Origin of the sequence: Erythrobacter sp. QSSC1-22B (genome assembly GCF_001678665.1) — a bacterium.
In the GTDB taxonomy this organism is placed as follows: Bacteria; Pseudomonadota; Alphaproteobacteria; order Sphingomonadales; family Sphingomonadaceae; genus Qipengyuania.
In genome coordinates this window covers 21172-47842 of record NZ_LZRP01000001.1, presented here as the reverse complement: position 1 = coordinate 47842, position 26671 = coordinate 21172, and the positions used below count along the sequence as shown (strand labels likewise).

Annotated in this window: 25 protein-coding genes and 1 tRNA gene; 16 read left to right on the top strand and 10 right to left on the bottom strand. The window is 61.9% G+C overall.

Annotated features, from left to right (window positions below):
* Positions 1-34 precede the first annotated feature (34 nt).
* The 4 genes from A9995_RS00180 (at position 35) to A9995_RS00165 (ending at position 3657) form a co-directional block, all read left to right on the top strand.
* Positions 35-1033, top strand: a complete 999-nt coding sequence (locus A9995_RS00180; protein ID WP_067607496.1) for an SDR family oxidoreductase — start codon at positions 35-37, stop codon at positions 1031-1033.
* A 99-nt stretch (positions 1034-1132) separates the two neighbouring features.
* The gene (gene ychF / locus A9995_RS00175) at positions 1133-2233 is read left to right on the top strand and encodes a redox-regulated ATPase YchF (protein WP_067607493.1); all 1101 of its coding nucleotides are present in this window, start codon (positions 1133-1135) and stop codon (positions 2231-2233) included.
* A 55-nt stretch (positions 2234-2288) separates the two neighbouring features.
* The gene (locus A9995_RS00170) at positions 2289-3086 is read left to right on the top strand and encodes a DUF1206 domain-containing protein (RefSeq protein ID WP_067607490.1); all 798 of its coding nucleotides are present in this window, start codon (positions 2289-2291) and stop codon (positions 3084-3086) included.
* Between the two features lie 106 nt (positions 3087-3192).
* On the top strand, positions 3193-3657 hold the full coding sequence (locus A9995_RS00165) for a MaoC family dehydratase (RefSeq protein WP_067609368.1): 465 nt from the start codon (positions 3193-3195) through the stop codon (positions 3655-3657).
* Positions 3658-3660: 3 nt separating this feature from the next.
* Here the strand turns inward: A9995_RS00165 and A9995_RS00160 are convergent, their stop codons facing one another.
* A complete protein-coding gene (locus tag A9995_RS00160) occupies positions 3661-4224 on the bottom strand; it encodes a hypothetical protein (protein ID WP_145916751.1) in 564 nt (187 codons plus the stop codon).
* 291 nt (positions 4225-4515) lie between these two features.
* Between A9995_RS00160 and A9995_RS00155 the strand changes: the two genes are divergently transcribed.
* Together A9995_RS00155 and A9995_RS00150 are read left to right on the top strand one after the other, a co-directional pair.
* A complete protein-coding gene (locus A9995_RS00155) occupies positions 4516-5649 on the top strand; it encodes a sensor histidine kinase (RefSeq protein WP_067607484.1) in 1134 nt (377 codons plus the stop codon).
* Complete coding sequence (locus A9995_RS00150) at positions 5627-6040, top strand: response regulator (protein ID WP_168157299.1); 414 nt, start codon at positions 5627-5629, stop codon at positions 6038-6040. The genes A9995_RS00155 and A9995_RS00150 overlap by 23 nt, the downstream gene beginning before the upstream one ends.
* Positions 6041-6149: 109 nt before the next feature.
* On the opposite strand, the gene mutL is transcribed toward A9995_RS00150, so the two are convergent.
* Positions 6150-7982, bottom strand: coding sequence for a DNA mismatch repair endonuclease MutL (mutL, locus tag A9995_RS00145; protein WP_145916750.1), 1833 nt, complete (start codon positions 7980-7982; stop codon positions 6150-6152).
* Positions 7983-8190: 208 nt separating this feature from the next.
* On the opposite strand from mutL, the gene A9995_RS00140 reads away from it, so the two are divergent.
* The 5 genes from A9995_RS00140 to rodA are packed head-to-tail and all read left to right on the top strand — an operon-like array spanning position 8191 to position 13979.
* Complete coding sequence (locus tag A9995_RS00140; protein ID WP_067607478.1) at positions 8191-9234, top strand: rod shape-determining protein; 1044 nt, start codon at positions 8191-8193, stop codon at positions 9232-9234.
* A 46-nt stretch (positions 9235-9280) separates the two neighbouring features.
* Entirely contained in the window at positions 9281-10171 is an 891-nt protein-coding gene (gene mreC / locus A9995_RS00135; protein WP_067607475.1) for a rod shape-determining protein MreC, read from the top strand.
* A gap of 10 nt (positions 10172-10181) precedes the next feature.
* Positions 10182-10718, top strand: a complete 537-nt coding sequence (mreD, locus tag A9995_RS00130; RefSeq protein WP_067607472.1) for a rod shape-determining protein MreD — start codon at positions 10182-10184, stop codon at positions 10716-10718.
* Entirely contained in the window at positions 10715-12838 is a 2124-nt protein-coding gene (gene mrdA, locus A9995_RS00125; protein ID WP_067607466.1) for a penicillin-binding protein 2, read from the top strand. Before mreD ends, mrdA begins: the two co-directional genes overlap by 4 nt.
* 25 nt (positions 12839-12863) lie before the next feature.
* Positions 12864-13979, top strand: a complete 1116-nt coding sequence (rodA, locus tag A9995_RS00120; protein WP_067607463.1) for a rod shape-determining protein RodA — start codon at positions 12864-12866, stop codon at positions 13977-13979.
* Positions 13980-14006: 27 nt separating this feature from the next.
* Here rodA and A9995_RS00115 read toward each other — a convergent pair whose 3' ends face one another.
* A complete protein-coding gene (locus A9995_RS00115; RefSeq protein WP_067607460.1) occupies positions 14007-14741 on the bottom strand; it encodes a LuxR family transcriptional regulator in 735 nt (244 codons plus the stop codon).
* Between the two features lie 186 nt (positions 14742-14927).
* On the opposite strand from A9995_RS00115, the gene A9995_RS00110 reads away from it, so the two are divergent.
* The 4 genes from A9995_RS00110 to A9995_RS17585 all read left to right on the top strand — a co-directional run bounded on the left by A9995_RS00110 (position 14928) and on the right by A9995_RS17585 (position 17005).
* Entirely contained in the window at positions 14928-15260 is a 333-nt protein-coding gene (locus A9995_RS00110) for a hypothetical protein (RefSeq protein WP_145916749.1), read from the top strand.
* Positions 15261-16075: 815 nt separating this feature from the next.
* Positions 16076-16447, top strand: coding sequence for a winged helix-turn-helix domain-containing protein (locus tag A9995_RS15835; RefSeq protein WP_082992382.1), 372 nt, complete (start codon positions 16076-16078; stop codon positions 16445-16447).
* A 118-nt stretch (positions 16448-16565) separates the two neighbouring features.
* Entirely contained in the window at positions 16566-16760 is a 195-nt protein-coding gene (locus tag A9995_RS17590; RefSeq protein WP_145916748.1) for a restriction endonuclease, read from the top strand.
* A complete protein-coding gene (locus tag A9995_RS17585) occupies positions 16739-17005 on the top strand; it encodes a restriction endonuclease (RefSeq protein ID WP_145916776.1) in 267 nt (88 codons plus the stop codon). Before A9995_RS17590 ends, A9995_RS17585 begins: the two co-directional genes overlap by 22 nt.
* A 100-nt stretch (positions 17006-17105) precedes the next feature.
* Here the strand turns inward: A9995_RS17585 and A9995_RS00100 are convergent.
* The 4 genes from A9995_RS00100 to A9995_RS00085 all read right to left on the bottom strand — a co-directional run bounded on the left by A9995_RS00100 (position 17106) and on the right by A9995_RS00085 (position 23002).
* A tRNA-Lys gene (locus A9995_RS00100) sits at positions 17106-17181 on the bottom strand.
* 293 nt (positions 17182-17474) lie between these two features.
* Positions 17475-17936, bottom strand: a complete 462-nt coding sequence (locus tag A9995_RS00095) for a hypothetical protein (protein ID WP_067607446.1) — start codon at positions 17934-17936, stop codon at positions 17475-17477.
* 109 nt (positions 17937-18045) lie between these two features.
* A complete protein-coding gene (locus tag A9995_RS00090) occupies positions 18046-20643 on the bottom strand; it encodes a TonB-dependent receptor (protein ID WP_233998067.1) in 2598 nt (865 codons plus the stop codon).
* A 55-nt stretch (positions 20644-20698) separates the two neighbouring features.
* Positions 20699-23002, bottom strand: coding sequence for an exo 1,3/1,4-beta-D-glucan glucohydrolase (locus tag A9995_RS00085; protein ID WP_369815800.1), 2304 nt, complete (start codon positions 23000-23002; stop codon positions 20699-20701).
* A 366-nt stretch (positions 23003-23368) separates the two neighbouring features.
* On the opposite strand from A9995_RS00085, the gene A9995_RS00080 reads away from it, so the two are divergent.
* The gene (locus A9995_RS00080; RefSeq protein ID WP_082992381.1) at positions 23369-24397 is read left to right on the top strand and encodes a LacI family DNA-binding transcriptional regulator; all 1029 of its coding nucleotides are present in this window, start codon (positions 23369-23371) and stop codon (positions 24395-24397) included.
* 26 nt (positions 24398-24423) lie between these two features.
* Here the strand turns inward: A9995_RS00080 and A9995_RS00075 are convergent, their stop codons facing one another.
* The 3 genes from A9995_RS00075 to A9995_RS17485 form a co-directional block, all read right to left on the bottom strand.
* Positions 24424-24639 carry a glycoside hydrolase family 6 protein gene (locus A9995_RS00075; protein ID WP_067607440.1) on the bottom strand — a complete coding sequence of 72 codons (216 nt, stop codon included), beginning with the start codon at positions 24637-24639 and terminating at the stop codon, positions 24424-24426.
* Between the two features lie 632 nt (positions 24640-25271).
* A complete protein-coding gene (locus tag A9995_RS17490) occupies positions 25272-25610 on the bottom strand; it encodes a glycoside hydrolase family 6 protein (RefSeq protein WP_067607437.1) in 339 nt (112 codons plus the stop codon).
* Between the two features lie 635 nt (positions 25611-26245).
* On the bottom strand, positions 26246-26671 hold the full coding sequence (locus tag A9995_RS17485; RefSeq protein ID WP_199797185.1) for a serine hydrolase: 426 nt from the start codon (positions 26669-26671) through the stop codon (positions 26246-26248).

Here is a 26671-nt window from a genome sequence, read left to right as displayed (position 1 = left end):
GTGCTAGGTTCCTCCCGACACAGAGGAGATTCGCATGCCCGATCTGACCCGCCGCTCGCTGCTCGCTGGCGCCGCCGCCACCACCGTCCTCGCCGCCACCGCTTCCCGCGCGCAGGGCGATATGGTCGCCGCCACGCCCGACCTCGCGGGCCAATCGATCCTCATCACCGGCTGCTCATCCGGTTTCGGCCGGCTCGGTGCGGAGCATTATGCGCGCGCCGGAGCGCGAGTCTTCGCCACCATGCGGGGCCTCCCCCGGCCCGAGGCCGAGGAATTGCGCAGCCTCGCCGCGAGCGAAGGTCTCGACCTCCATGTCATCGAGATCGACGTGCTTTCGGACGAACAGGTCGAGCGCGGCGTCTCCGAGGCGATGCGGATCAACGGTGGCCCGATCGACGTGCTGATCAACAATGCCGGGATCGGGATATCCGGTCCGGTCGAGGTGCAGGACATGGCGGCCACCATGCTGGCCTTCGACACCAATGTCTTCGGCTGCCATCGCATGGCGCGCGCGGTGCTTCCGGGCATGCGCGCCAAGGGCGGTGGCCAGATCTTCCAGATCTCGAGCCAGCTGGGACGCGTCATCATCCCCTATGGCGGGCATTATTCGGCAACCAAATTCGCGCTCGAGGCGATGGGCGAGCAGCTCGCCTACGAACTCGTGCCGCACAATATCGAGGTCACGATCATCGAGCCCGGCGGCTATCCGACCGAGGTCTGGGTCAATCGCAACATCTACACCGGGGCGCTCAAAGAGCGGATCGCGGACGTGCACGCGCAAGGTTATCCCGAGGTGGTCGCGCGGATGGGCACCGAGGACGGCTCGGGCCGTTCGGCCGATCCGATGGATGTGCCGCGCGCCATCGCCCGCACCATCGCCCTGCCCGCCGGAACCCGCCCGCTACGCGTACCCGTCAGCGGCGGATCGATCCCGCAGACCGCGATCAACGAGGTGACGGCGCGCACCCAGCTCGAATGGCTCGGCCGGTCGCCGCAGCTCGGCCCGGTCATGCGCGCGGTTCACAATCGGTGAGCGCGCAACCCGTTTGGCGGATAGCGGCGAGGCGCGCGCTTCCCACCGGGGCGCCAACCGGCTAGAGCGCGCTCCAAATCACAACATCCGGAGTTTTCGATGGGTTTCCGTTGCGGGATCGTCGGCCTGCCCAATGTCGGCAAGTCCACCCTTTTCAATGCACTGACCGAGACGCAGGCCGCGCAGGCTGCGAACTATCCGTTCTGCACGATCGAGCCCAATGTCGGCCAGGTCGCGGTCCCCGATGCGCGTCTCGACGAGATCGCCGCGATCGCAGGGTCGGCCAAGGTGATCCCGACCCAGCTCGGCTTCGTCGATATCGCCGGACTGGTGAAGGGCGCGAGCAAGGGCGAAGGTCTGGGCAACCAGTTCCTCGGCAATATCCGCGAGGTCGATGCGGTCGTCCACGTGCTGCGCTGTTTCGAGGATGACGACATCCAGCATGTCGCCAACAAAGTCGATCCGATCTCGGATGCCGAGGTGGTCGAGACCGAGCTGCTGCTGTCGGATCTCGAAAGCCTCGAGAAGCGCGTACCCAATGCGCAGAAGCGCGCCACCGGGGGCGACAAGGAAGCCAAGATCATGGCCAGCGTGCTCGGCCAGGCGCTCGAGCTGCTGCGCGAAGGCAAGCCCGCGCGGCTGACCCAGCCCAAGGACGAGGAAGAAGAGCGGGTGTTCGCGCAGGCGCAATTGCTGAGCGCCAAACCGGTGCTCTACGTCTGCAATGTCGCCGAGGAAGACGCGGCAACAGGCAACGCGCTGTCCGAGCTGGTCGCTGCCAAGGCCGCGCGCGAGGGCGCACAGTCGGTGGTGGTCTCCGCCGCGATCGAATCCGAACTGGTCGGAATGGAGCAGGACGAGCGCAGCGAATATCTCGCTGAGCTGGGTCTTGAGGAAAGCGGACTGAGCAAGGTCATCCGCGCCGGCTACGAACTGCTCGCGCTCAACACTTTCTTCACCGCCGGCCCCAAGGAAACCCGCGCCTGGACCTTCCCGCGCGGCGCCAAGGCCCCGCAGGCGGCAGGCGAAATCCACACCGATTTCGAGAAGGGCTTTATCCGCGCCGAGACCATCGCCTTCGACGACTACATCGCGCTCAACGGCGAAAGCGGCGCGCGCGAGGCGGGCAAGCTGCGCCAGGAGGGCAAGGAATATCTCGTCCAGGATGGCGACGTCTTGATGTTCAAGTTCAACGTCTAGGCACCATTTGCGGCCAGGATCGTTGGGCGGACACAATTCAACGGGGAGAAAACGCGTGGTCGACAAATCCGAGAAGTTCAACTGGCTGGTGCGGGTGGGCTATTTCAGCCGCGCCATCCTTTATTCCGTACTGGGCCTGATCGCGCTGACCCGCGCCGACCAGATCAGCGAAGGCACCAACGGTGTCTTCCGCGCGGTCGAAGACTATCCGGGCGGGATCGTGATCCTGTGGATCATGGTGATCGGCCTCACCGCCTATGCGCTGTTCCGCTTCTGCTCGCCGCTGTTCGATATCGAGAACAACGGCTCGGATAAGAAAGGCTGGGCCAAGCGGATCGGCCATGCAGGTAGCGGCGTGGGGCACCTTGCCCTCGCCTATTCGGCGTATCAGTTCGCCAACAGCACCGGAGGCAGCGGCGGTGGTGCGCAGGAAGCCGCCTCGGGCGTCCTGTCGATGGATTTCGGCGGAACCGTCCTCGGTCTGCTGGGCGTGATCTTCTTCGTCGTTGCGATCTTCCAGGCCAAGAAGGGCATTTCGGGCGACTTCATGAACCGCATCAGTGCGCAGGCGCCCGATGCAACCCGTTGGCTGGGCGGCGCCGGTTATCTTGCGCGCAGCGTGGTGTATGCGGTGATCGGCTGGTCGCTGTTCAAGGCCGGCTTCCTCGCGGGCGGCGCCGATCAGGTAAAATCGCTCGGCGATGCAGTGGCCAGCCTCGCGGGCGAAGGCTTCATCTTCACCCTGACCGCGATCGGACTGCTGCTGTTCGGGCTCTTCAGTCTGGTGCTGGCGCGCTACCGGATCATTCCGGACCTCGACAGCAGCGCCGGGGTTCCCAAGTTCCGGGTCTGATCTGGTAACGTCTGTGCAGTAGCATCTGTACAGTAGCATCTGGGCAAACGGGCGGGCGGAGCGGTTGGATATTGCTTCGCCCGCCGCTTTGCGCAATGCGGGGATCATGCTCTACTTCGAAGATATCGAGATCGGCACGAAGGATTCCTTCGGCAGCTATGAAGTGACCCGCGAGGAAGTGCTGGAGTTCGCGACCAAATACGATCCCCAGCCGTTCCACCTCAGCGACGAGGCGGCAGCGCAGACCCATTTCGGCAGGATATCGGCCAGCGGCTGGCACACCTGCGCGATGACGATGCGGATGCTGGTCGAGAACATGTCGGTGATCCAGCGCGCCGGACTCGGTTCGCCCGGGGTCGACCAGCTGATGTGGCGCAAGCCCGTCTATCCCGGCGACACGCTGCGCTGCGAGACCGAGGTGCTGGAAAAGCGCCGCAGTCGCTCGCGCCCCGAGATGGGGCTCTTCAAGACCCGCTCGCGGACCTACAACCAGAACGACGAGGTTGTGCTCGAGATGGTCTCGAACGGGCTGATGCAGGTGCGCGATCCGGAAGCACCGATCGAGGACTGAGCCTTACGATCCGCAGCGCAGTGTCCCGTCGGCACGATAGACCACCCGGTCGCGCCCATCGGTCAGTGTCATCCGCCCATCATAGGCCATGGTTTCCATACCGACCTGCACGCCCTCGGCGGGCTCGGCGGCCGCATCGGCTGTCGCCTGTTCTTCCACCGACGGCGCGAGATCGAGCTGCATCGTGAATTCGCGGCCATCGTATTTGGTCTGCGTGCCGAAAGGATTGGCGGCGCTGCCGCGATCGGGCGCCAGCCGCATGACTTCGCCACCGCTCTTGGCATAGGCCGCATCGCCCATCGCGATCGCCAGCGCCTCGTCGCCGTCGTCCCCCGAACGCTCGCCTGCGCCCTCGTCCGGAAGGAAGCTGCACCCGACCCCGATCATCTCATGTGCTTCGACATCGGCCAGGGTCAGCGGGTCGAGCGTGACCGGCATGACCGGCGGTATCTGCGCCGCAGTGACCTCGGCGACCGCCTGCGCATCCTGCCGCGCCTTTTCCTCGGGCGACAGCTCCGCACCGCACCCCGCCAGCGCCACAACCGACAGACCAAGCCAATACCGCATTATGTACTCCCAAAAGCTTAGAGCCCTCCATCGCCCGCCAGCTTTGGCTCAAGCCTGAACGATGCGGGCAAGTGCTGTTCGAGCGTTTGCGGCGCGGGGTCAACGGGCGATGACCGGCAGTGCGGGACGGTGGCTTTTTGTCGGCGGCGATCGAGCTGGATGTCCGGGGGGCTGTCTCAAGCGAACTGCTGAAACAACGTTCGGGAAAGCCAGAACTCTTTAGGCTCCTGGTTTTGAGCGATTGCTAATTTCAGACTGGAAATCAACTGCATCCCCCGCCATAGCAATTGCATGAACCCAGCAGACGATGAAGCCACCACCCGGCTGCGCCGACAGCAAGATGCGTTGGCCAAGTTCGGGTCTGACTGCCTGATTGCGCACGACCTCGATGAAGTCCTGCACCGCGCCGCCGAGCTTGTGGCCGAAGGACTCGACATTCGGCGCGCGAAAGTTCTCGAGCTGCTCCCGGGCGGCGACGCGCTGCTCATGCGGGCCGGCGTGAACTGGCAGCCCGGCGTGGTGGGACATGTTCAGTTCGGCGCGGACAAGGATTCGCCAGCAGGCTTCGCACTGGCGCAGAGCGAACCGGTGGTATCCCCCGATCTGGATGAGGAAAAGCGTTTCAAGATTCCCGATGTCCTGATCGACCACGGCATCAAGAGCATGGTGAACGTGATTATCGAAGGGGAGGACGGGCCCTTCGGCGTGCTCGAGGTCGATGCGACGGACAAGCGCGACTTCGACGAGCACGACACGTCATTCCTGAAAAACTACGCCAATCTGCTTGCCGCTGCCGTGGATCGCCACCGTGCTCACAAGGAACTGGAAGAAGCGCTGAGCGGCCAGACCGTTCTGGTCCAGGAGCTCGAGCATCGGGTCAAGAACATGCTGGCGCTGGTGCAATCTCTCGCCAATCAAACCACTGCCGACGATGCTTCGGCACGCGCCTACCGCGACATTTTTCTTGGCCGACTTCGGGCGCTCACGCAGGCCGAAGATCTGGTGTTCGACGATCATGCGCAGGTCTTGGACCTGAGGGAACTCGCGCGGCGGTCTGTCGTGCCGTTCGAGGCTGCCGATGCCCCGGTTCCGAAAATCGACGGCCCGAAGGTGATGCTTCAGGCTCGTCAGGGACGCATGATGGCTCTGGTCCTGCACGAACTTGGCACCAACGCGACCAAACACGGCGCGCTCTCCGTTCCGGACGGTGAGGTCGAGCTTTCGTGGAATATCGACGAGAAACCCGACGGTCGCCAGGTTCATCTGCGCTGGCGCGAAGAGGGCGGACCGAAGGTGGACTTACCCGAACGCCGCGGTTTTGGAACACGGCTGCTTGCGGATCTGGCCGGCTATGAACTGGACGGCGAGGCACAACTCAAATATCTTCCCGAGGGTTGCCAGTATGAAATCAGCTTCCCGATCTGAGGCCAGCACGGTCACCGAATCCGACCATGAATTTCTTTCGAACCGGCGCATCCTCGTCGTCGAGGACGATCCCTTTATTTCGATGGATCTGGAGGAAATCCTCACGGCTGCCGGAGTGCGAGAGGTAGAGCGCGCACCGAGCGTCGATATTGCGCTTGCAGCACTCGGCAAGACTCGCCCGGATGCCGTCTTGCTGGACCTCAATCTCAGAGGCGTGAGATCTATCCCGGTCGCGAGGGTTCTCAAATCATCCGGGATTCCGTTCCTGCTGACATCCGGCTACAGCCGCAGTCAAATCGACGAACCCCTGCTGAACGACGTACCCCTCGTCCCCAAGCCGGTGCTGCCATCGAAACTCCTGGCTGCCCTTCAGGAGCTTTTGGCAGATTGAGGCTGGATACTTGTCGGCAGCCCTTACGACGAAATCGCCGCAAGCAGCCTGCAACCGGCGAGCATCGTCGAGGTGGGAGCACCCGAAAGCGAAGCGGAAGCATCGTCCCTCAATGGCGCCCGAACAGCTTCTCGACATCGTCCATCGACAGCTTCACCCAGGTCGGGCGGCCGTGGTTGCACTGGCCCGAGCGCGGGGTGACTTCCATTTCGCGTAAGAGCGCGTTCATCTCGGCGACGCTGAGCACCCGGCCGGCGCGGACCGAGCCGTGGCAGGCCATGGTGGCGAGGACGAGTTCGAGCTTCTCGCTCAACAGCAGCGCGCCCTTGTCCGCGTCGAACCCGTGCTTGACGAGATCGTCGTCGATATCGCGGAGCAGCTTTTCCGGGTCGCCGTTGCGCAACGAATGCGGCAGCGCCCGGACCAGCATCGCGGTAGGGCCGAAGCGTTCGATAGCGAGTCCCAGTTGCGCCAGCCGTTCGGCGGCCTCTTCCAGCCGGTCGCAGGCGGGTTCTTCCAATTCGACCACATCGGGCATCAGCAGCGCCTGGCTGCGCGCGGCGGCCTCGCCAGCGCCGGCGGCGCGCAGGCGTTCGAGCACCAGTCGCTCGTGCGCGGCGTGCTGGTCGACCAGCACCAGCCCGTCCGCCGCCTCGGCGACGATATAGGTGTTGGCCACCTGCCCGCGCGCGATGCCCAGAGGATAGGTACGTTCCTCGGCGTGGAGCGGTTCGGCCTGTTCCGCCCTGCCCTGCGGTTCGGCCATCGCGCCCGTCTCCGCTCCACGCCATGGGTTCGCACCGCTCTCGGCGACACCGGCGGACGGCCGCGACCAGTCGCGACCCTCGAAAATCGAGCGCAGCGCGGGCGAAGGCTCGTCGCGCTCGCGCTGCCAGCGCTCCATCGCCGCGGCATCGGGCGATTGCGCGCTGCGGCGGTCGCCGGTCGACAGCGCCTGACGCAGGCCGGAGACGATGAAGCCGCGCACGCCTTGGGCATCGCGGAACCGCACTTCCGTCTTGGCCGGGTGGACGTTGACATCGACATCCTCGGGCGCGAGCTCGAGGAACAAGGCTAGCACCGCGTGGCGGTCGCGCGCGAGCATGTCGGAATAGGCGCCGCGCACCGCGCCCGCGAGCAGGCGATCCTTGACCGGGCGGCCATTGACGAAGAGATATTGGTGATCCGCGATCCCGCGGTTGTAGGTCGGCAGCCCGGCGATCCCGGTCAGCCGCATGCCGTGGCGCTCCAGGTCGATGGCGACGCCATTGTCCTTCAATTCGCGCCCGACGATCTGCGCCACCCGGTCGATCAGCGCCTCGTCCTGCTGCAGCCCGAGCACGCGGCGCTCGCCATGATCGAGCGTGAAGGCGATATCGGGGCGCGCCATCGCGAGGCGGCGGACCACGTCGAGACTGGCGGCGTATTCGCTGCGCGGGGTGCGCAGGAATTTGCGCCGTGCGGGGATGCGCGCGAACACCTGTTCGACCCGCACCCTGGTGCCGGGCGGCAGCGCAGCGGGGCCTTCGGACACCAGCGCACCGTGATCGACCACTCGCTTCCAGCCCTGCTCCGCGCCATGCGGGCGGCTCTCCAGTGTGAAGCGCGCGACGCTGGCGATCGAGGGCAGCGCCTCGCCGCGAAAGCCAAGCGTCGCAACCCGCTCGATCGCGCCCTCGGCGCCGACCAGGCTTTCGGGTAGCTTCGAGGTGGCGTGCCGTTCGAGCGCGAGCGTCATTTCGTCGGGGGTCATCGCGCAACCGTCGTCGGTGACCTCGAGCGAGCCCAGCCCGCCCTCGACCAGCTTGATCGCGATCCGCGTCGCGCCCGCATCCACCGCGTTCTCGACCAACTCTTTGAGCGCGGCCGCCGGACGCTCGACCACCTCGCCCGCGGCGATGCGATTGACGAGCTGTTCGGGGAGGCGGCGGATCACTGGCATGGCTGGTCTCATGGCTGGGCTGAAGGCCTAGCCGCGAAGCGCCCGGAATTCGAGCCGGAACGCATAAGTTTCCCCGCCAATCCCTCGCGATTGTTTTGGCATTTGCACAGGGGCTTCGCTAAGGGGGTTGCTCCGCTGTCACAATCGGGTCGGAACGGTCGCAAGCACGGCGCGTAAGACCCTTATCGAAAATCGGAATCGGGTAGTAATGGGTTTCTGGAACAACCTCTTCAAGTTCGGCTCGCAGAACATGGCGATCGATCTCGGCACGGCCAACACTTTGGTCTATGTCGAAGGTCAGGGCATCGTCCTCAACGAGCCATCGGTGGTCGCGATCGAGACGATCAACGGCACCAAGCGCGTCAAGGCCGTGGGCGAGGACGCCAAGATGATGATGGGCAAGACCCCCGATTCCATCGAAGCGATCCGCCCGTTGCGTGACGGCGTCATCGCCGACATCGAGATCGCCGAGGAAATGATCAAGCATTTCATCCGCAAGGTGCACGGTCGCAAGAGCTTGATGCGCTATCCCGAGATCACGATCTGCGTTCCCTCGGGCTCGACCAGCGTCGAACGCCGCGCGATCCGCGATGCCGCGAGCAACGCCGGCGCCAGCCAAGTGTATCTCATTCTCGAACCCATGGCCGCCGCGATCGGCGCCGATATGCCGGTCACCGAACCGGTCGGTTCGATGGTGGTCGATATCGGCGGCGGTACGACCGAGGTCGCGGTGCTGTCCTTGCGCGGCCTGGCCTACACCACTTCGGTGCGCACCGGTGGCGACAAGATGGACGAGGCGATCGTCTCCTATGTCCGCCGCCATCACAATCTGCTGATCGGCGAAGCCACGGCCGAGCGGATCAAGAAGGATTACGGCATCGCCGTCGCGCCTGCCGATGGCATCGGCGAGTCGATCACGCTCAAGGGCCGCGATCTGGTCAATGGCGTCCCCAAGGAAATCACCATCAATCAGGGCCATATCGCCGAGGCGCTGAGCGAGCCGATCGGTGCGATCGTCGAGGGCGTGCGCATCGCGCTGGAAAACACCGCTCCCGAACTCGCTGCCGATATCGTCGACCAGGGCATCGTCCTGACCGGCGGCGGCGCGCTGATCCAGGGCCTCGACCAGTATCTGCGCGAGGAAACCGGCCTCCCGGTAACCATCGCCGAGGACCCGCTCACCTGCGTCGCGATCGGCACCGGTCGGGCGATGGAAGACGAGCGGTACCGCGGCGTGTTGATGACCGCGTAAGACGACCGGTAACGCACCGGATAACTTTTGGGGAAAGACGGCCGCTATGGCGCCGACAGGACAACGGCGCTCGAGCTATTCGCGAAAGGCGCAATACAGCCTATTCACCGGCTACATCGCCGCCGGAGTGGGTGCGCTCGTCGGTGCGGTGCTGCTCGGCCTGTCGCTGTGGCAACCCGGGTTCCTCTCGGGCCTGACCGGCACCGCGCAAGACGCGGCGACCCCGGTGACGCAGCCGGTCGCCGTCGCTCGGACCGAAAGCAAGGGCTTTGTCGATGCCGTGCGTGGCTATTACCGCGCCGGTTCGCAGAACGCTGCGCTCAAGCGCGAAATGGAGCTGGCGCGCATCCGGCTTGGCGAAGCCGCCGCGGTCGAACAGGAAAACCGGCGTCTCAAGGCCTTGATCGGATTGCAGGACGAAGAGGCAAAGCCGATCACCGTAGCCCGCCTGGTTGGTGCCAGCGCGGCCAGCTCGCGCCGCTTCGCCTATTTGGGCGCGGGGCGCGCCGATGGCGTCGCGGTCGGTATGCCGGTGCGCAGCCCGCGGGGCGTCGTCGGCCGCATTCTAGAAGTCGGTAATTACAGCGCGCGAGTGTTGCTGCTGACCGATCCGGAAAGCGTGTTGCCCGTGCGTCGCGCCAAGGACGAAGTGGTCGCCTTTGCCGAGGGGCGCGGCGACGGGCTCATCCGTATCCGGCTGATCAACCTCGGGATCAACCCGCTCGAGCCGGGCGATCTGTTCGTCACCAGCGGCGCAGGCGGCTATTACCAGCCCGGAGTGGCGGTCGCGATCGCCACCGAGATTACCGACGATGGCGCGCTTGCCCGCATCGTCAGCGATCCCGCTGCTACCGACTACGTCGCCGTGCTACCGATTTTCGAGCCGACGGCAGTGACGGGCGCCGACACTCCGGTCGAAACCGAGCTGGGCGAATAGATTGGAGCGCATGAACCCCAAATCGCGCAGCGACACCTATGGCCGACGGATCAATCGGTCGCATTCGACCGTGGTTGCCACCATTGTCCCATACCTCTCGGTGCTGATCGCTTCGTTGACACCTATGTTTTTCATAGCGACCGCGCTGCCGATCATTCCCCCGCTGGGCTTTATGATGCTGCTGGCATGGCGGCTTGTTCGCCCGGGACTGCTGCCCGTCTGGGCGGGGTTTCCGTTGGGATTGTTCGACGATCTATTCAGCGGGCAGCCTCTGGGCAGCGCGATCCTGCTGTGGTCGGTAGCAATGATCGCCATCGAGCTGATCGAGACCCGGTTTCCCTGGCGCAGTTTCGCGCAGGACTGGTTCACCGCGGGTTTAATCCTGCTGGTCTATGTCCCCGCCGCAATGCTCGTATCGGGCGGTGAGCTGACGCTTGTCGCTCTGGGGCCCCAGCTCATGTTATCGATCCTCGTCTTCCCGCTTTTTGCGCGGCTGGTCGCCCGGCTCGACCAGATGCGGCTGACCCGCTGGCGGACCGTCGGATGAAGCTGGGCAAAAGCAAACGCGACCATGTCAGCAGCACCACGCTCGACCAGGCCTTTTCGCGGCGCAGCTTCGTCATCGGCGGGGCGATGGGCGGTATCGGAGTGCTGCTGGCCGGGCGGATGGCGTTCATCGCCATCGCCGAGAACGAGAAATACGAGCTGGAATCCGAGAGCAACCGCGTCAACCTCTCGCTGATCGCGCCCCGTCGCGGCTGGATCCTCGATCGCAACGGCGCACCGCTTGCCTCGAACAAGGCCGATTTCCGGGTCGATGTCATCCCCGACCAGCTGATCGATACCCGAGCGACACTGGCGGCGCTGGGCAAGATTCTCGACCTCGATGCCACTGCCATGGCCGATATCACCAAGCGGGTGGACGAGGCCGCATCGTTCCAGCCGGTCGAGATCGCGACGGGTCTGGACTACGAGGATTTCGCGGCGGTCAGCGTGCGCCTGCCCGATCTTCCCGGGGTGATTCCCCAGCGCAGCTTCTCGCGCTACTATCCCACCGGGCCGAGCGTGGGGCATCTGCTCGGCTATGTCGGCCCGGCCAATGCCGAGGAGTACGAGGAAGAGGGCAACCCGCTGCTGATCACGCCGGGCTTCAAGATCGGCAAGGACGCGCTCGAGCAACAATTCGAGATGGATCTGCGCGGTGTCCCTGGCGCCCGCCGTGTCGAGGTCACCGCCTCAGGCCGCATCGTCAAGGAGCTCGAGACCCGTGAGGATGTCCAGGGCGAACCGGTTCATCTGACTATCGACGGGCCGCTGCAGGATTACGCCGCGCGCCGGATCGGGCTGGAGTCCGGTTCCGCGGCGGTGATGGATTGCCGCACCGGCGATATCCTGTGCATGTCGTCCATGCCCAGCTTCGATCCCAACAGTTTTTCTGCCGGGATCGGCAGCGTGGAATACGCGATGCTGCGCGAGGACGAGCGCGTTCCCTTGCGCAACAAGGTGCTCAAGGGGCTCTACCCGCCTGCCTCGACGGTCAAGCCGATGGTCTCGATGGCGCTGCTGCGAGCGGGTGTCGACCCCGAAGAGCGGGTGCAATGCTCCGGCGGCCTGCGGGTGGGCAACCGCGTGTTTCGCTGCTGGAAACGGGGCGGACACGGCGCAGTCGATATGGCGATGGGCGTCTATCAATCCTGCGATGTCTATTTCTATGCCATGGCCCAGCGGATCGGGATGGATCCGATCGCCTTGATGGCCCGACGCTGTGGCATGGGTCAGGAATTCGACCTTCCTGTCATCAGCCAGTTCTATGGCACCGTCCCCGATCCGGCGTGGAAGCTGAAAAAATACGAGCGCGAGTGGCAGCCCTACGATACGGTCAACGCGACCATCGGACAGGGCTATATGCTCGCCAACCCGCTCCAGCTGGCGGTGATGTCGGCGCGGCTCGCTACGGGTCGCCATGTCGAACCGCGGCTCAACCGCAAGACCCCGGTCAAGGGTTTCGACATGGTCGATTTTTCCGACGAACACGTGCGCTATGTGCGCCAGTCCATGAGCGATGTGGTCAACGGTCCCGGCACGGCGGGGCGCGCGCGTCTGCCGATCGAAGACGTGTTGATGGCCGGCAAGACCGGCACCGCGCAGGTTGTCGGACTGAGCAATTCCGATGGCCGAACCGGACCATGGAAGTACCGCGACCATGGGTTGTTCATCTTCTTCGCCCCGTTCGACAATCCTCGCTACGCGGGGGCTGTGGTGATCGAGCATGGCGGCGGATCGGGCTCGGCCTATCCGATCGCGCGCGACATCATGACCTTCATGTTCGACCCGGAGAAGGGCATGGAAGCGTTGTCCGCGCTGGAAGCCCAGTGGGGCGGCACCGCCCAGCAGCGCTTGATCGGAAAATACACCGCCTACGCAGCCGCGGCCGGCGAGACCGTGACCCCTGCCCCCACCCGCAGCGAAGAAATCTTCGACCAGGTCGAAGCCGAAGCGCGTATCGCCAGCCGCCAATCCGAACAGATTGCCGAAAGCGTGGTCGTGCCTCGGCCCGAAGCCGATCCGCGCTCCGCACCCCGGGTTCCGCAGGCGAGCCCTGCGACAGCCATACCCACTCCAGAATCCACGCCGGTTGCGGCGCCAACACAGACACCTTCGACGTGAGCCCCCAAGCGCTGAGCCCAACGCGATGAGCATCGTCCCGGCCCCGGTCGCACGCCAGCCATGGGGCATGCTGTTTCCGCTGCTCATCCTGATCGGCTTCGGGGCGCTGGTGCTCTATTCGGCGGCCGGCGGCAGTTGGGAGCCCTACGCGGCGTCGCATCTGGTTCGGTTTGGCGTCTTCCTGGTGATGGCGATCGTCATGACGCTGTTCTCGGCCAATCTGGTCAAGTTCGCGACCTATCCGGTCTATGTCCTGACCCTGCTGTTGCTGGTGCTGGTCGAGGCGATGGGGCAGATCAACGGGGGCAGCCAGCGCTGGCTCAATCTGGGTTTCATGCAATTGCAGCCTTCGGAACTGATGAAGCCCGCCATTGTCCTGGTGCTCGCGCGGTTCTACAGCGACCTGCCGGTTGGCATGATCTCAAGCTGGCGCGCGCTGGTGCCTGCAGGCGTGCTGATCGGCATTCCGGTCGCGCTCGTGCTGGTCCAGCCAGATCTGGGCACTTCGCTCGCCATCCTGTTCGGTGGCGGTGTGGTGATGTTTCTTGCCGGATTGCCGATGCGCTGGTTCGCCATCCTCGGGGCGGCGGGTGCCGTTCTCACCCCGCTGGCCTTCTTCTTCGCGCTGCAGCCCTATCAGCAGCGCCGGGTGACGACGCTGCTCGACCCCGCGAGCGACCCGCTGGGCGCTGGCTATCACATTACCCAGTCGAAGATCGCGATCGGCTCGGGCGGGCTCACCGGCAAGGGGTTCAACGAGGGCTCGCAAAGCCATCTGCAATATCTGCCCGAACCGCATACCGATTTCGTCTTCGCCACCATGGCAGAGGAATGGGGCTTTATCGGCGGGCTGGTGGTGATCGTCTGCTTCGCGCTGATCCTGCGCTGGGGCCTGCTGGTCGCGCGGCGTTCGAAGGACCGCTTTGGCAAGCTGGTCGCCGCGGGCATGGTCGCGACGATCTTCTTCTACGTCGCGGTCAATCTGCTGATGGTGATGGGGTTCGCGCCGGTGGTGGGCATCCCCCTCCCCTTCATGAGCCATGGCGGATCATCGATGCTGACCAATATGATCTGCATCGGCTCGCTGATGATGGTCAATCGCTGGAACAGCCGCCAGGGCAGTTCCGGCCTGACCCACTAGCATCCGGCGCGCTGAAACAATGGCGCGCTAGAGGTAGATCAGCCGCAGCCGCAAACCCTTGACCACCGCCGCGATCCGGTCGCGCGCCTCGAGCTTGTCGTAGATGCGGGTGATGTAGGTCTTCACCGTGTCCGGCGACAGATCGAGAATGGTGGCGATATCGGTGCGCGACTTGCCATGCGCGAGCCATTGCAGCACCTCCGCCTCGCGCTCCGAGAGCCTGGCCTCGCCATTGTCCTGGTCGAGCAGATTGCAGACCCGCATCTGCGCAGCACGCGCCAGCGCCTTGATCATGGACACATGCTCGGGCGGGACCTCCTCGATGGGACGGCCCCAGTCGAAGCTGGCATAGGCATCGCGGTTGTTCGGCCCGAACAGTGGCAGGCCGACCCCATAGATCAGCCCGAATTTGCTCGAGGCCTCGAAATAGTCCTCGTGCTCTTTCGTGTTGGTGCCCATCTGCCGCGCTTCGCCCCAGGTCAGCATGGCTCCATGACGCAGCGTGCGTTCCGGGATCGGGTCGTGCCGGCGGAATTCCTTGCGCTCATACAGCTCGACCCACTCGGGATCGAAACCCTCGGCGTGGATCTGAGTGCGGGCGGACGTGGGCTCTTCGTAGATCGGGGAAAAATGATAGCTGCGCCGGGTCGCGCCGAGATCGCCAGCCACGTCGCAAACATAGCGAATCGTTTCGCCAATGCAGAACAGGTTCTCAACCTTGGTCAGGGGATCGACGACCGTGGCTCCTCTGTATCGTTCCACCGGACCGACGGGGTTTTGTCCCCCAACGGTCCGACAGCAAACTTGCGCTAGATTATATACCTCAGCAGCAGACCGATCAAGGCATACCCCCCGATTCGCACGTTGCCTTTCGATCGTCCCATACCGTCGCGACACTTCGGCACCGCTCCGGCGGTGCTTGTCGCGTTTCACGATCGAGGATCAATGATGCTACAACAGCAAGAGCGCTTCGCGCTTCCGACCTATGCGCTCGAACGCCTGTCGCGTTCGGGAAAGCCCGAAACATTCGGCAGCGTCGACGATAAATGGCGCCTGCTGGTGATCCTGCTCGGGCGACAGGCCCAGGCTCGCAAGACGGCGCTGCGCGATGTTCACACGCTGCTCGACCTGCCGCAGCATGTCGCTTTTCGTCTGGTGCGCGGGCTTGAGCTCGGCCGTCTGATCACCGTCGGCGCCTGCCTCCACGACGCCTTTGCCGCGGAACTCGAGTTGACCGAGGAATGCTCGACGCTGGTGAGGCGCGTGCTGGCCCGAGGCTGAGGGCAAATTTACCCTTCCCATTGCGGCAATGCTCGCTATATGAGCGCCTTCCCGGATCGGGGTGCCGAATAGACACCGGCATATGGACGCATAGCTCAGTTGTTAGAGCAGCTGACTCTTAACACTGACTTCGAGAGCAAAATGCTCTTTGTAAGTCAGGGTCTTAGTGAAAATTTTCAGTTAGCGTAGGGCACAACGTAGGGATTGCGTTAGCCGATCTTCCTCTTTTTTCTCATTGCTTCTGCCATTTCTGAGACGCAGCGACTTGGATGTTTTCCGGTACTTCTCGCTATTCGAGTTGGCCGGCCCTCGATTTCTAGTGAGTCCCTTACCGACGGCGGAAGATCGCTTGTAGAGGACACCGTCCGACGCATCACCCAAGCATCGAAGTCTAAGCGCCGGACCCGCCTATGGCGTTCACCCACATAGATGTGGGGCACTCTACTCATGAGCCTGCCCGCCTGTTTGAGACTTATTCTCAGAATGAGCGCGATATCAGACCGCGTCAGATATTCTGGTTCCGATGACATCTCACTCGCGTTCATCGATCCAGAATACCCTTTTTTGGGGTACCCGCAACAAGCGCCCTAAGTGGCGGTGTGCCAGACCGATCAGCGCACATTCGTCCGGCGAAAATGTCCCCTCGACCAGCCAAAACGGCCCCCTCGGAGAGTATTCCATTGTCCGTATAGATCCCAACCCAGCGCACATCATAGGTCTGGACCAGCTTAAGGCCTGCGCAATTCAATTTGTCGAGGAAAGCTTTTCGATCGCGCATAAGGCAGGTGTTCTAATGGTTTTTAGGGGGGGGGCGAATGCCGATACCGGATTACAAGACGCTGATGCTGCCTGTGTTAAAGCTGTTTGCGGACGGCAAGACGACCGTCAAGGATTTCCTGCCTTTTATCGAAGCCAGTTTCAACATCTCGGAAGAGGAATCGCAGGAACTGATGCCCAGCGGCAGTGTGACTCTGCTCTCCAACCGCGCTCATTGGGCGAGAACCTATCTTTCCAACGCTGGCTTATTGGAATCGCCTAAGCGAAATTATAATAAGATTACACCGCTCGGCGAACAGGTGCTGGCGACGAAGCCGGACAAGATCAATGGTTCGTTTCTGGATCAATTCGATGAGCTTGTAGCTTTGGAAAGCTGCCAGCCAGACAGGGACTTCCACGACAAAGTCTGAGAAAAGCACTGCTCAATCTGCAGAGTCTGACCCGCAAACACCTGAAGATAGGATTGCGGCTTCCCACAAGCTTCTCGTTTCATCGCTCAAGGACGACCTGCTCGCACTGCTGCTTGAGATGTCCCCGACCCGCTTTGATCGAGCAATCATCGATTTGCTCAACGCTATGGGATATGGGAGTGGTCAACTACATCAAAACAGTCTCACAAAGATGACGGGAGACGGCGGGATCGATGGCGTCATCAACGAAGATCCGCCTGGTCTGGATGCCGTTTATATTCAGGCCAAGCGATACGCCCTGCAAACACGGTAGGCCAGCCTCATATTCAACAGTTCATCGGTTCACTGACGGGAGAATCCGCTACGAAGGGTGTTTTCGTCACCACCTCTGACTTTTCGAAGGAAGCCAGAGAGTTCGTACATGAGGTGCAGCATCGTCTGGTGCTGATTAACGGATCAAAATTGTCGGAATTGATGATCCAGCACGGTGTGGGAACAAGGATACGAGCGACGTATCTTATTCAGGATGTTAATGAGGAATATTTTTCGGACAGTTGACGGTCGGGGGATGATTGCAGCGAATGCTGTAAATTCCACCAATCGGTCCCCGCATTGGGGTATGGACGAAGTTGCCCGATCAACCTCTTCTGAGAAGTTGTGGTGGACCCTGTTGGGTTCGAACCAACGACATTCTGATTAAGAGTCAGACGCTCTACCAACTGAGCTAAGGGTCCACGGCGCCCCCATTAGAGGTTCACGCGCGATCGTCAAGTGGGTGTGGACGCGCCGATGGCCACAGTGGGCAGATATGGACGTTTTCCCAGTCCATAGTGGCGACTCCAGTCCATTCAGTCCGATTGAAAATCTCCCGAAAGCCGCAGAAACCTTAGCTTTCCGGGCTTTTCCTACAATGGCACAGGAAACTCTTAATTAGCGGGTCCTTGGTTCGAACCCAAGTGCGTCCACAATTTTTACCCTTTATACCACATACTTCCGGCCGTAAGGGCCAGTGCAGGCACGAGGGCCGCTAGCCAATATAAGCACCGCGGAAACACCGGAAAGCGTCCCGCATCGGACGCAAATAGCTAAGTAAAAAAGCTGTACAGCTGTACGCAAGTGCCAGTTGCCAGGCCACAACCAGCCATAACAGGGCCACGATATTTTCGGATCGCGTCATCGCCAACTGGAGTAGTATCGTTGCCAGCATTCCGACGGCGATCCAAAGACGGCGGCTGTTCGTGCGGTCGCTCACCCATCCGGACACGACACCCGAGACACTGACCGCCGCCGCACCCGCGGATACGATATAGCCCAGCCAGACAATATCGTCGGCGCCCGCAAGTTCGGTAATCCGCGCCGGGAGGACGAGCATGAGAAAGGGGATATAGGCCGTGACACCGCCCGCGTAGGCGAGCGTATAGAGAAGCAGAAAGCCGAGAGGCTGCCGCGCCGCTCTTCCGGCCCCGTTTTCCCTTGCCAATGCCTTCAAGCCTTTTCTCGGGCCCTCCGCCCATCACCGTTCGAAAGCCTGCATAGCGTTACCAGTTGGCATAATACAGCCGCCCGGGACGCGTCGCGAACCGGGCGGCTCCACCTAGCTAGAAGGTTACCCGCGCGCGCAGACCATAGCTGCGCGCGTCGTTCAGGAACCGAATGTTCAGTGAAGAACCGACAAGCGCTTTTTGCGAGACTTCCTCGTCGAGGAAATTGCTTGCCCAGGCTTCGAGCCGGAGATTGTCGACCGTATAACCTATCCCCAGATTCAACGTCACATAGCCCTTCTGCCGGTCCGGGAAGCCTGCTGCCAGTGCAGTCTGGCGCTCGCCACCCAGGAACACGATATCGTCCTCGTTGAACTGGCTCAGGAAATAGGACGAGCGGTAATTGAGCAATGCCTGCCAGTCCAGACGACCGGGTCCGGCATCGAACCACTGCGACAGCCGTGCGCTTACATTCATCTTCGACGCCAGCGGCAGGCGGTTGCCGACCAGGCTGATCAGCGGCGAGTTGCCGCCGGCGCCGAAATCCTGCGCGCGCGCATCAGCCACGATGCCGCGCGTGATCTTCGTGTCCAGATAGGCCGCGTTGATGTCGAGCGCGTAATTCCCCGGTAGACTGAAACGGGCTTCAGCCTCCACGCCATAGATACGCGAAGCGCCGATATTTCGGTTCACCAACGAATAACCGTTGCAGACGGGCGTTGCTTGTGTGCTGTCGAGGTTAATACAGGTGAGATCCTGAAACACCTGGTTTGAATAGTCGTAATAGAAGCCGGTGAGGTTGAAGACTGCTCTTCGTCCGAACGCGTCGAAGCTGTTGCGGCTGCCGATCTCGTAAACGAGGAGCTCTTCGGGGCTGAAGGTTTCGGGGATCGTCGATCCGTCAAAGCTGTCGTTAAAGCCGCCCGATTTGTGACCGGTCGAGATCTTCGCATATAACATGCTGTCGTCGCTGAGGTCGAATTCCATGCCGGCCCGCCAGTCGACGAAATTGAACTCTGAACTGCCGACCTGCTGACCTGGGATGGTCAGGTTTGCATAACTGAATCCGCCGTTCGTGTTGGAAGGATTGAGCACCGGGCAGTCGACGAAGCCATTGTCGATGTCAGGCCGGTCAATACAGGTGCCGTTCGGATTGGTACCGTCGGCGATCGAACCGATCTGGGCGATCAGCGTGTCGCGTAGCCCCGGTGTCTTGATGCCTTCTATCAGGAATTGTGCCAGACCTTGCGGCGTGTTGATGCCGGTGACATCGAAATTGGGCCGGTCGAGCAGATTGGGCTCGAAGCCCTCTGTCCCGAGGCGGGTCGCAAAGCAGCAAGCAAAATCCTCGCCTCCCAGTGTCAACGCCCAATTGCCGCCAATGCCGTAGCGCGATTTTCTCTCGTCGGTGTAACGAATGCCGCCGAGTATCCGTAGCCGGTCGGTGATGTCAAAGGTGCCATCGAAGTACAGGGCATAGCTTTCGCCCTGGACGTCGGGCATCGTAAATTCTGTACCTGAATAACAGCAATAACCTCGATCCGCGAGCGCGAGATAGCCGACAGCTTGATCTTCATTGAAGTAGAAACCCCCGAGATTCCACCTGAAGCGCTGATCCTCATTGGCAAACACCCGCGCCTCATAGACCTGGCTTTTCGATTTGGTCTGCCAGAAATTTCCCGAATAATTGTCGTACAGAACCGTCGAAAGGTCGCGGCCCGGATAGTCGATCCCTTCGCTCGATGCGTTCACCTGATTAAAATTGACCGAGCGATAGCTGCCGGTCAGTTCGGCGCCAAAGCTGCCGAAGTCATAAGCGATCTTGCCTTGAACACCCCAGAGCTCATTCTCCATGTCGCCCTGCAGGCCGCGATAGACGACATCCTTGAGATCGAGAGCGTCGGGCCGAAGACCGGTTGCTACCACGGCGCTGAAAATGTTCGCGCCGGGATAGCCGGTTCCGGTCTCCATTCCATAGTCGCCGACGAGCGAGACGGTGAGCCGGTCGCTCGGTTCCCAAAGGAGCGACAGACGACCGGCGTAGTTCTCTTCGAGTCCTGCGGGCTTCAGACCGCTTGCGGGCTCGCCGGTTGAGACATTGTTAAAACCAAAGTCGCGATTGATGTAATAGGCCGCAGCGCGCAACGCGACCGTGTCGCCGAGCGGAATGTTGATTGCCCCTTCGGCGCCATAGGACGAGCGGTTGCCGAACTCGGCCTGGGCATAGCCGCCGAATTCGCCCAGCCGCGGTTTGGCGGTGATGATGTTGAGAGTTCCAGCGACCGCATTACGGCCATAAAGCGTCCCCTGCGGTCCCTTGTTCACCTCGACCCGTTCGAGATCGTAGAACATCAGGCCGAGCCCGCGCGGGCGCGGAATATATGTACCATTGAGGTGTGGAGCCGCGCCAGGATCGCCCAATTCGGTGCTGTTTGCCGAACCGACACCGCGGATGAAGATTTCGATATTGCCTTCCTGATTGGAGATGCTGAGCCCGGGGATCGCGACCTGCAGCTGGCGCAAATCGCTGATGCCGTCTCGGCGCAACTGGTCGGCGTCGAGCGTCTGGACGACGCCCGAAACATCCTGCAGATTTTCCTCGCGGCGGTTTGCGGTGACAATAATGAGGTCATCGCGTTCCTCAGCGGTAGTTTCAGCAGCCACCGGCTCCTGAGCATACACTGGTACGGCTGCACCCGTGGAAAGCAGCACCATCAACGCGGAACGTCCCAAAATACCCTTTTTCATAACATCCTCCCTAATTTTTTTGTTATTTGCACGTAAGTTGTGGCCCCGACGGCGAGGCTATACGCGCCGACGATAAGGTGATGTCGAGGCTGCCTGAAGTCGCAAAAGTTAACGGTGTCTCCACGCGCGCCATGTCGACACCTGCTTTTTCGAAGCAGCGCAGCGGCACCGCGATGCGCGTCCAATTTTGCGACTTCGCTGCTTCGACGAGCAGGCTCCCCACAGATATGCCGCCGACGCAATTTGCACCGCACCCCATCAAGAGGCTCACCTCCGCAGAAGGTGCGGCATTAACCTTGAGGTCAATCTCGAGTGCGAGGTCACCGTTGGTCTGGCGCGTGAGGTCGGCGGGCGTTTCCTGGGCTATTGTCGCGACGGCATGCCCTAACCCTGTCCACCGGATACGCACCGAATCCTCCTGCGCTATGCGATCCGCCGGACGGGCCTCGATCAGGTGCGGACCAGGATTGGTCGAAAGCGCGTCCGGTGCCCCCAGCAACAGGCTGCGCCCGGTCCCCAGCTGTCCGGCCGCGAACAATGTTCCAGGATCGACTCCCGTGGCGCTCGCGCGCTGCTCAGGCAGCGGTGCGAGATCGCCCTGGTCGGCAGAAGTCAGGCCGAACCCATAGGCAAAGAGCGGATCATAGTTTGCGTCGCCGACGTTGACCGCAGTCTGATCGCTCGATCGGGGCCAGCTGTAAGGCAGCTTTCCGCGGAACTCTGCCATGCCGAACAGTAAATCTGCCACACCGCCGCCTTCCGACCCAGGAAGCCATGCCGCGACGAATGCATCCGACGTATTGAGGAAGGGATTTACCCACATCGCGCGCCCCGACAGGAAAACCGAAACCGTTGGCACGCCCGCCGCCTTGAGCGAACGGAGCAAGGCCAGATTTTCTGCATCGTCATAGCCGACATCGGGACGGTCGCCCTGGAACTCGGCATAGGGATCTTCGCCAAACACGACGATTGCGACGTCGGGTGTGACAGAATAGCGGCCTTCGGCCGAAAGTGTCGCGGTGCCGCCAGCAGCCTTGACCGCCTCGTCTATCCCTTCCCAGATCGACTGGGCGTTGGGAAAGTCGCTGCGCTTGGTGCCGGTGCCCTGCCAACTGAGCGTCCAGCCGCCGGTCTGCTTCGTGAGATTGTCGGCGCCGTCCCCCGCAACCAATATTCGACCGCCCGCCTTGAGCGGCAGCAACCCGCCAGCGTTCTTGAGGAGCACGAGGGATTCGCGCACCGCTTCGCGTGCCAGCGCTCGATGTTCCTTGCCTCCGAGCAATTCGAACTGGCCAGCATAGGGCCGCGAAGACGGTTTCCCCGCCTCAAACATGCCGGCCCGGATCTTTACACGCAGGATGCGGCGTACGGCGTCGTCAAGCCGCGCCATCGGAAGCGTTCCGTTCCGTGCTTGAGAGAGCGTAGTGCTGTACAACCCCTTCCAACTATCGGGCGCCATATACATGTCGAGCCCGGCAGTCACAGAATGAGGGCAATCGGTCGCGGTGCAGCCCGCTACCTGGCTATGGCCGTTCCAGTCACCAACGAGGAAGCCGTCGAAATTCCAGCGTTCCTTCATCACGCCGGTCATGAGCGAAGAATTGCCGTGCATCTTGACGTCGTTCCAGCTTGAGAAGCTGATCATCACGGACTGCACGCCCGCGTCGAGCGCGGGTAGATAGGGGGGACTGAACAAGTCGCGCAATTGCGCTTCCGGCATCGCGGCGTCGCCCTGATCCTTGCCGCCGGTGGTTCCGCCGTCACCGAGGAAATGTTTCGCGGTAGCGACGATGTGCGGCCCGCGCAGCCAGTCCTTGTCGCCGATCTTGCCCTGCAAGCCTTCGATCAGCGGGGCGGCGTAGCTGGTCGCGATTTCGGGCGTCTCGCCAAAGCCCTCATAGGTTCGGCCCCAGCGGTCGTCACGCACCACCGCCAACGTCGGGGCGAAGGTCCAGTCGAGCCCTGTGACGCGCATCTCGATTGCCGTCGCTGCGCCGATCCGGCGAATAAGATCGGGATTTCGCGCCGCGCCCAGCCCGATATTGTGGGGGAACAGCGTCGCACCGACGACATTGTTGTGGCCGTGTACCGCGTCGCTTCCCCAAATCACGGGGATCCGGGGCAGCTCGCCATCACGCCTCATCGACGCTGCGTAAAAGGCGTCCGCGGCGGCCAGCCAGTCCTCCGCCGGAGCATTATAGCGCCCGCCCGGATCGGAATTGCCGCCATTGAGGACCGAGCCGAGATGATAGCGATGAACGTCGTCGGGCGTTACGCTCGCGATGTCGGCCTGGATGATTTGTCCGACCTTCTGTTCGATCGACATCGCAGCCAACAACGCGTCCACCCGGCGCTCCACGGCCGGATCCCGGGCAACCGTTGCCGCACGAGCGGGCCAGTTTTCCGGCGTCGCCTCGGCATTCGTTGCCGCGGTCGTTGCTGTTCCGACCGCCTGGGCGGCGGCGACTTCGACAAAGTTGGGCGAAAGGAGCGCGCCCAACGACGTCACTCCCAGCGTCAGAATGCCTGCGCGCGACAAATTCAGTTCCTCTCTCGCATATGTCAACGATTACCGTTGTACCGGTCAACGATTACCGTCGTTTCTCGACAGATGTCAATAGAGGCGCTAAAGGGCCGTTGCGGATTGGCGGTAACCGCCTCATTCGCATGATCTAGCCGATCGGAGAGAGAAATTTCGAAACGCTCTACGATCGTCGACATCGCGCGGATAGTGGGGGTCACACCCAAAACCGTATCACGCGCTCTCAACGATGCTCCTCATGTCAGCCAGGCTGTACGAGTAAAGGTCAAGGAAGTAGCGGCCGCGCTCGACTACTATCCTAACCTGGCTGCTCAGAGCCTGATCGCACGTCGTTCGTATCTGATTGGTCTGACTTACGAACGTCCGAGTCCGAGCTATGTCGTGGAATTGCAGAACGGCGCGCTCGACCGCCTCGAAAACGAGCGCTATCGCCTCGTCGTACTTCCTTTCAACCATGTAGCCAGTCGTCCCGACGAACTTGGCAAACTTCTTCTGCGCGCCGGGCTCGACGGGGTGCTGCTGGCGCCACCCGCCTGCGACCAGCCGGTGCTGCTCGACATGATCGAACGGCAAAGGCTTCCCTACGCCCGCATCACGCCGCACAGCGACCTGGACCGCGGCTTGGTCGTTGCGATGGACGAGGTCGCTGCCGGTCATACCGTCGCCGCACATATCCTGGCACTCGGACACCGTCGTGTCGGAATCATTCTCGGCGACCCATCCCACGCCGCAAGCAGAGCGCGCATGGAGGGTTACCATCAGGCATTCAACGAAGCCGGAGTGGCGATCGATGGTTCGCTCGTTGGTACAGGCGATTTCACCTACGACGTCGGTTACCGGGTTGCGCTAGATCTCCTCGACCGACCGGTGCGGCCCACCGCGATCCTCGCCCAGAACGACGATATGGCCGTCGCTGCCATCGCTGCGGGTCGCGACCTTGGCCTTTCGGTGCCGGAGCAACTGTCGGTCGCCGGTTTCGACAATTCAGAAGTCTCACGCACTGCCTGGCCGCAACTCACGACGGTAGATCAGCCCGTGCGCGAAATGGCATGGGATGCGGCAAACCGGCTCATTGCCGCTCTCGAAGGCGAAATAGATCCGGCCGTGTCATTTAAGCACGAGCACGAGCATAAATTGCTGGTTCGCGCTTCGACGGCGCCGCTCTGCCCGCCAGGCTAAAAACGCCGTCGCAGCAGAGCTACTGATCAGTCTTCCAAGATCGGCGGGTCGGCAAATTCGATCAGTTCGCGCGCCTGTTCCGGAAACCAGGATCCTGCCGCTGGTCCCACGACGCCGCGTTCGGGATCTGTCGGACCGCCGCGCCCGCGATGGCATTCGCCATCCGACTCCCCGGGAATCTTGATCCACAGAAACGCATCAATGTAGGGATTGTCGGCCTCCAGCGTGGGTCGGCGCCCCAATCCGCGGTCCAGCGGGTTGCACTAGATTTCGGCATCCGAATATTTGCCGAGGGGCGGTAGCCATGTCCCTCGACCGTGCGACTAGTGTCGATCACGGCATGTTTTTGCAATGTCGGGTCGCGTCGCAGTCCCGTCTCTTCGAACAAGGCGTCAAATGCCGCGTCAGTTGCGCTCCATGTCCCATGATCCTTGAAATTCGCCGGCCCGTATTGGCTGGGACAGTCGCGCGGGTCGAGTCCACCCTGCATTATCAGCCCGATGCAGTCGCTGACCCAGCGCACATAGGGAACGATGCTCGCGTCGCTCTCAAAATTCGACACATTTAGAAAAAAAGCCCATTGCGTGCGCAACGTCAGCATTGATCAACCGACTTGCTGCAGCGCCAGGAGCCAGCCAACTGCTGCCCGCTCCGTCGAGATATAGGTGCACGTTCGGCAAAGAGGCAAGGACCGCGACCGTACCTCGCATGTGACCCGCGGTCCTCCTCCCCGGCGGGCTGGCAATGTTCGATCGTTCCATCGAGCGTCCTGTGCCAGGGTATGACACCAAGGCCGTCGGGTTCGAGAATGACGATTGCTTCGCGCTTGCCGATACCGGCCGCAAAGCCATGGATCCATGAACGATAGGCTGCGCTATCGAACGCCCCTCCCCGCCGAATAGAGCGCGCACTCGCGGAACGGAATGCTGTATGCCACAAGGATAGCAACCTGCCCGGCATCCGCTGCGCGATCGACGATGTCGCGGACCTTGGCTTCAACCGTTTCCGGCGTACCACCGGCGAACCATGAAGCTGATGCGATGCGCGACAATAGAAGGGCGTCGTGTCGAGACCGACCCTCTAGCCGCGCGGCTGCCTGAGCTGTCGTGCTATCAGCGTCCAAGAAAATGCCCATGCTGCGTAGCGGCTCACCCAACGCCGGCGCGTCTATGACTGCAAGGGCCAGAGCGATCCCGAATGCAAAACCTGTCATAAATCCTCAGAGCAATGCCTGCAACTCAAATGGCACTGGCGACCATATCATCGCGCCGAACCACACCCTCCAACAAGCACCTATTTCCCTTTCCAAGCGAAGAGGCGATGCGCGTGTTGCGTTCGAGGCGAGCCGATCTGCTGGTTCTTGAAATCAGAATGTCCAAAATGAGAGAATGGGAATTCCTGGAGACGTTTCGCAGCAGACCCCCGCTATATAACCTTCCTATGCTCATACTGCTGTGCGGAAGCCAATGTCGTTCTCAAGACGCGTTGGAAATCGGGAAACAAGGAGCCGCCGTGGTTTGGCGCGGTCCAACATAGAAAACCAAATGTTTCGCATCTCACATGCCACTCTACGCCTTGGCTTCGGTGCGTAACTTCCTAACCTTCAGATCGATGCGGGAAAATGCTGTTCCAACTCCAACAAGCTTGAGCCGGGATTGTTTAGCGCGCTCCAGTGGCTGACTGCGAAATGCGCAGTGTTATTTGCAAACCCGCTGGTCGCGAAGCCCCATTGAGGCGAGGGATTTCAGCAACTGGGTGGGCACCATGCGGTTTTCATCGATATAGATGCATTCGCCGAATCGGGCCGGATCAGAATGAATGGTGGCACCACAAGCACCTTCATTCGGCTCATTCCGACGGTATACCAGAATAATCTACCCCCAAGACGGGGGCGCGAAAATCGTGATGAAGTGCGTTGCCGAACGGGATTTTCTGGGTAGCGAAGATAACCGTCATGTTCTGTCCCGGGTCGACCCAGAAGAGCATAGAGAGCAGGCCGGCCCAGAAGAATTCGCCGACCGTCCCCCTGTTTTCATCTGGCGACGCAGGCGGCGCAGTGCGCACGAAGAAGTTAAAACCAAAGCCTCCGATCCCCTTGCCCGGCAGCCACATCCGATTTTCCATTGATATGCGCGGATCGAGCATATCGGTGGACATGAGGCCGATCGTGGCCGGGTGGAGGATGCGCTGACCCTCCAGTTCTCCTTCGTTCAGCAGCATGCGGGCGAACCGCATGTAATCGTCCACCGTGGTGACGATGCCCGAGCCACCCAT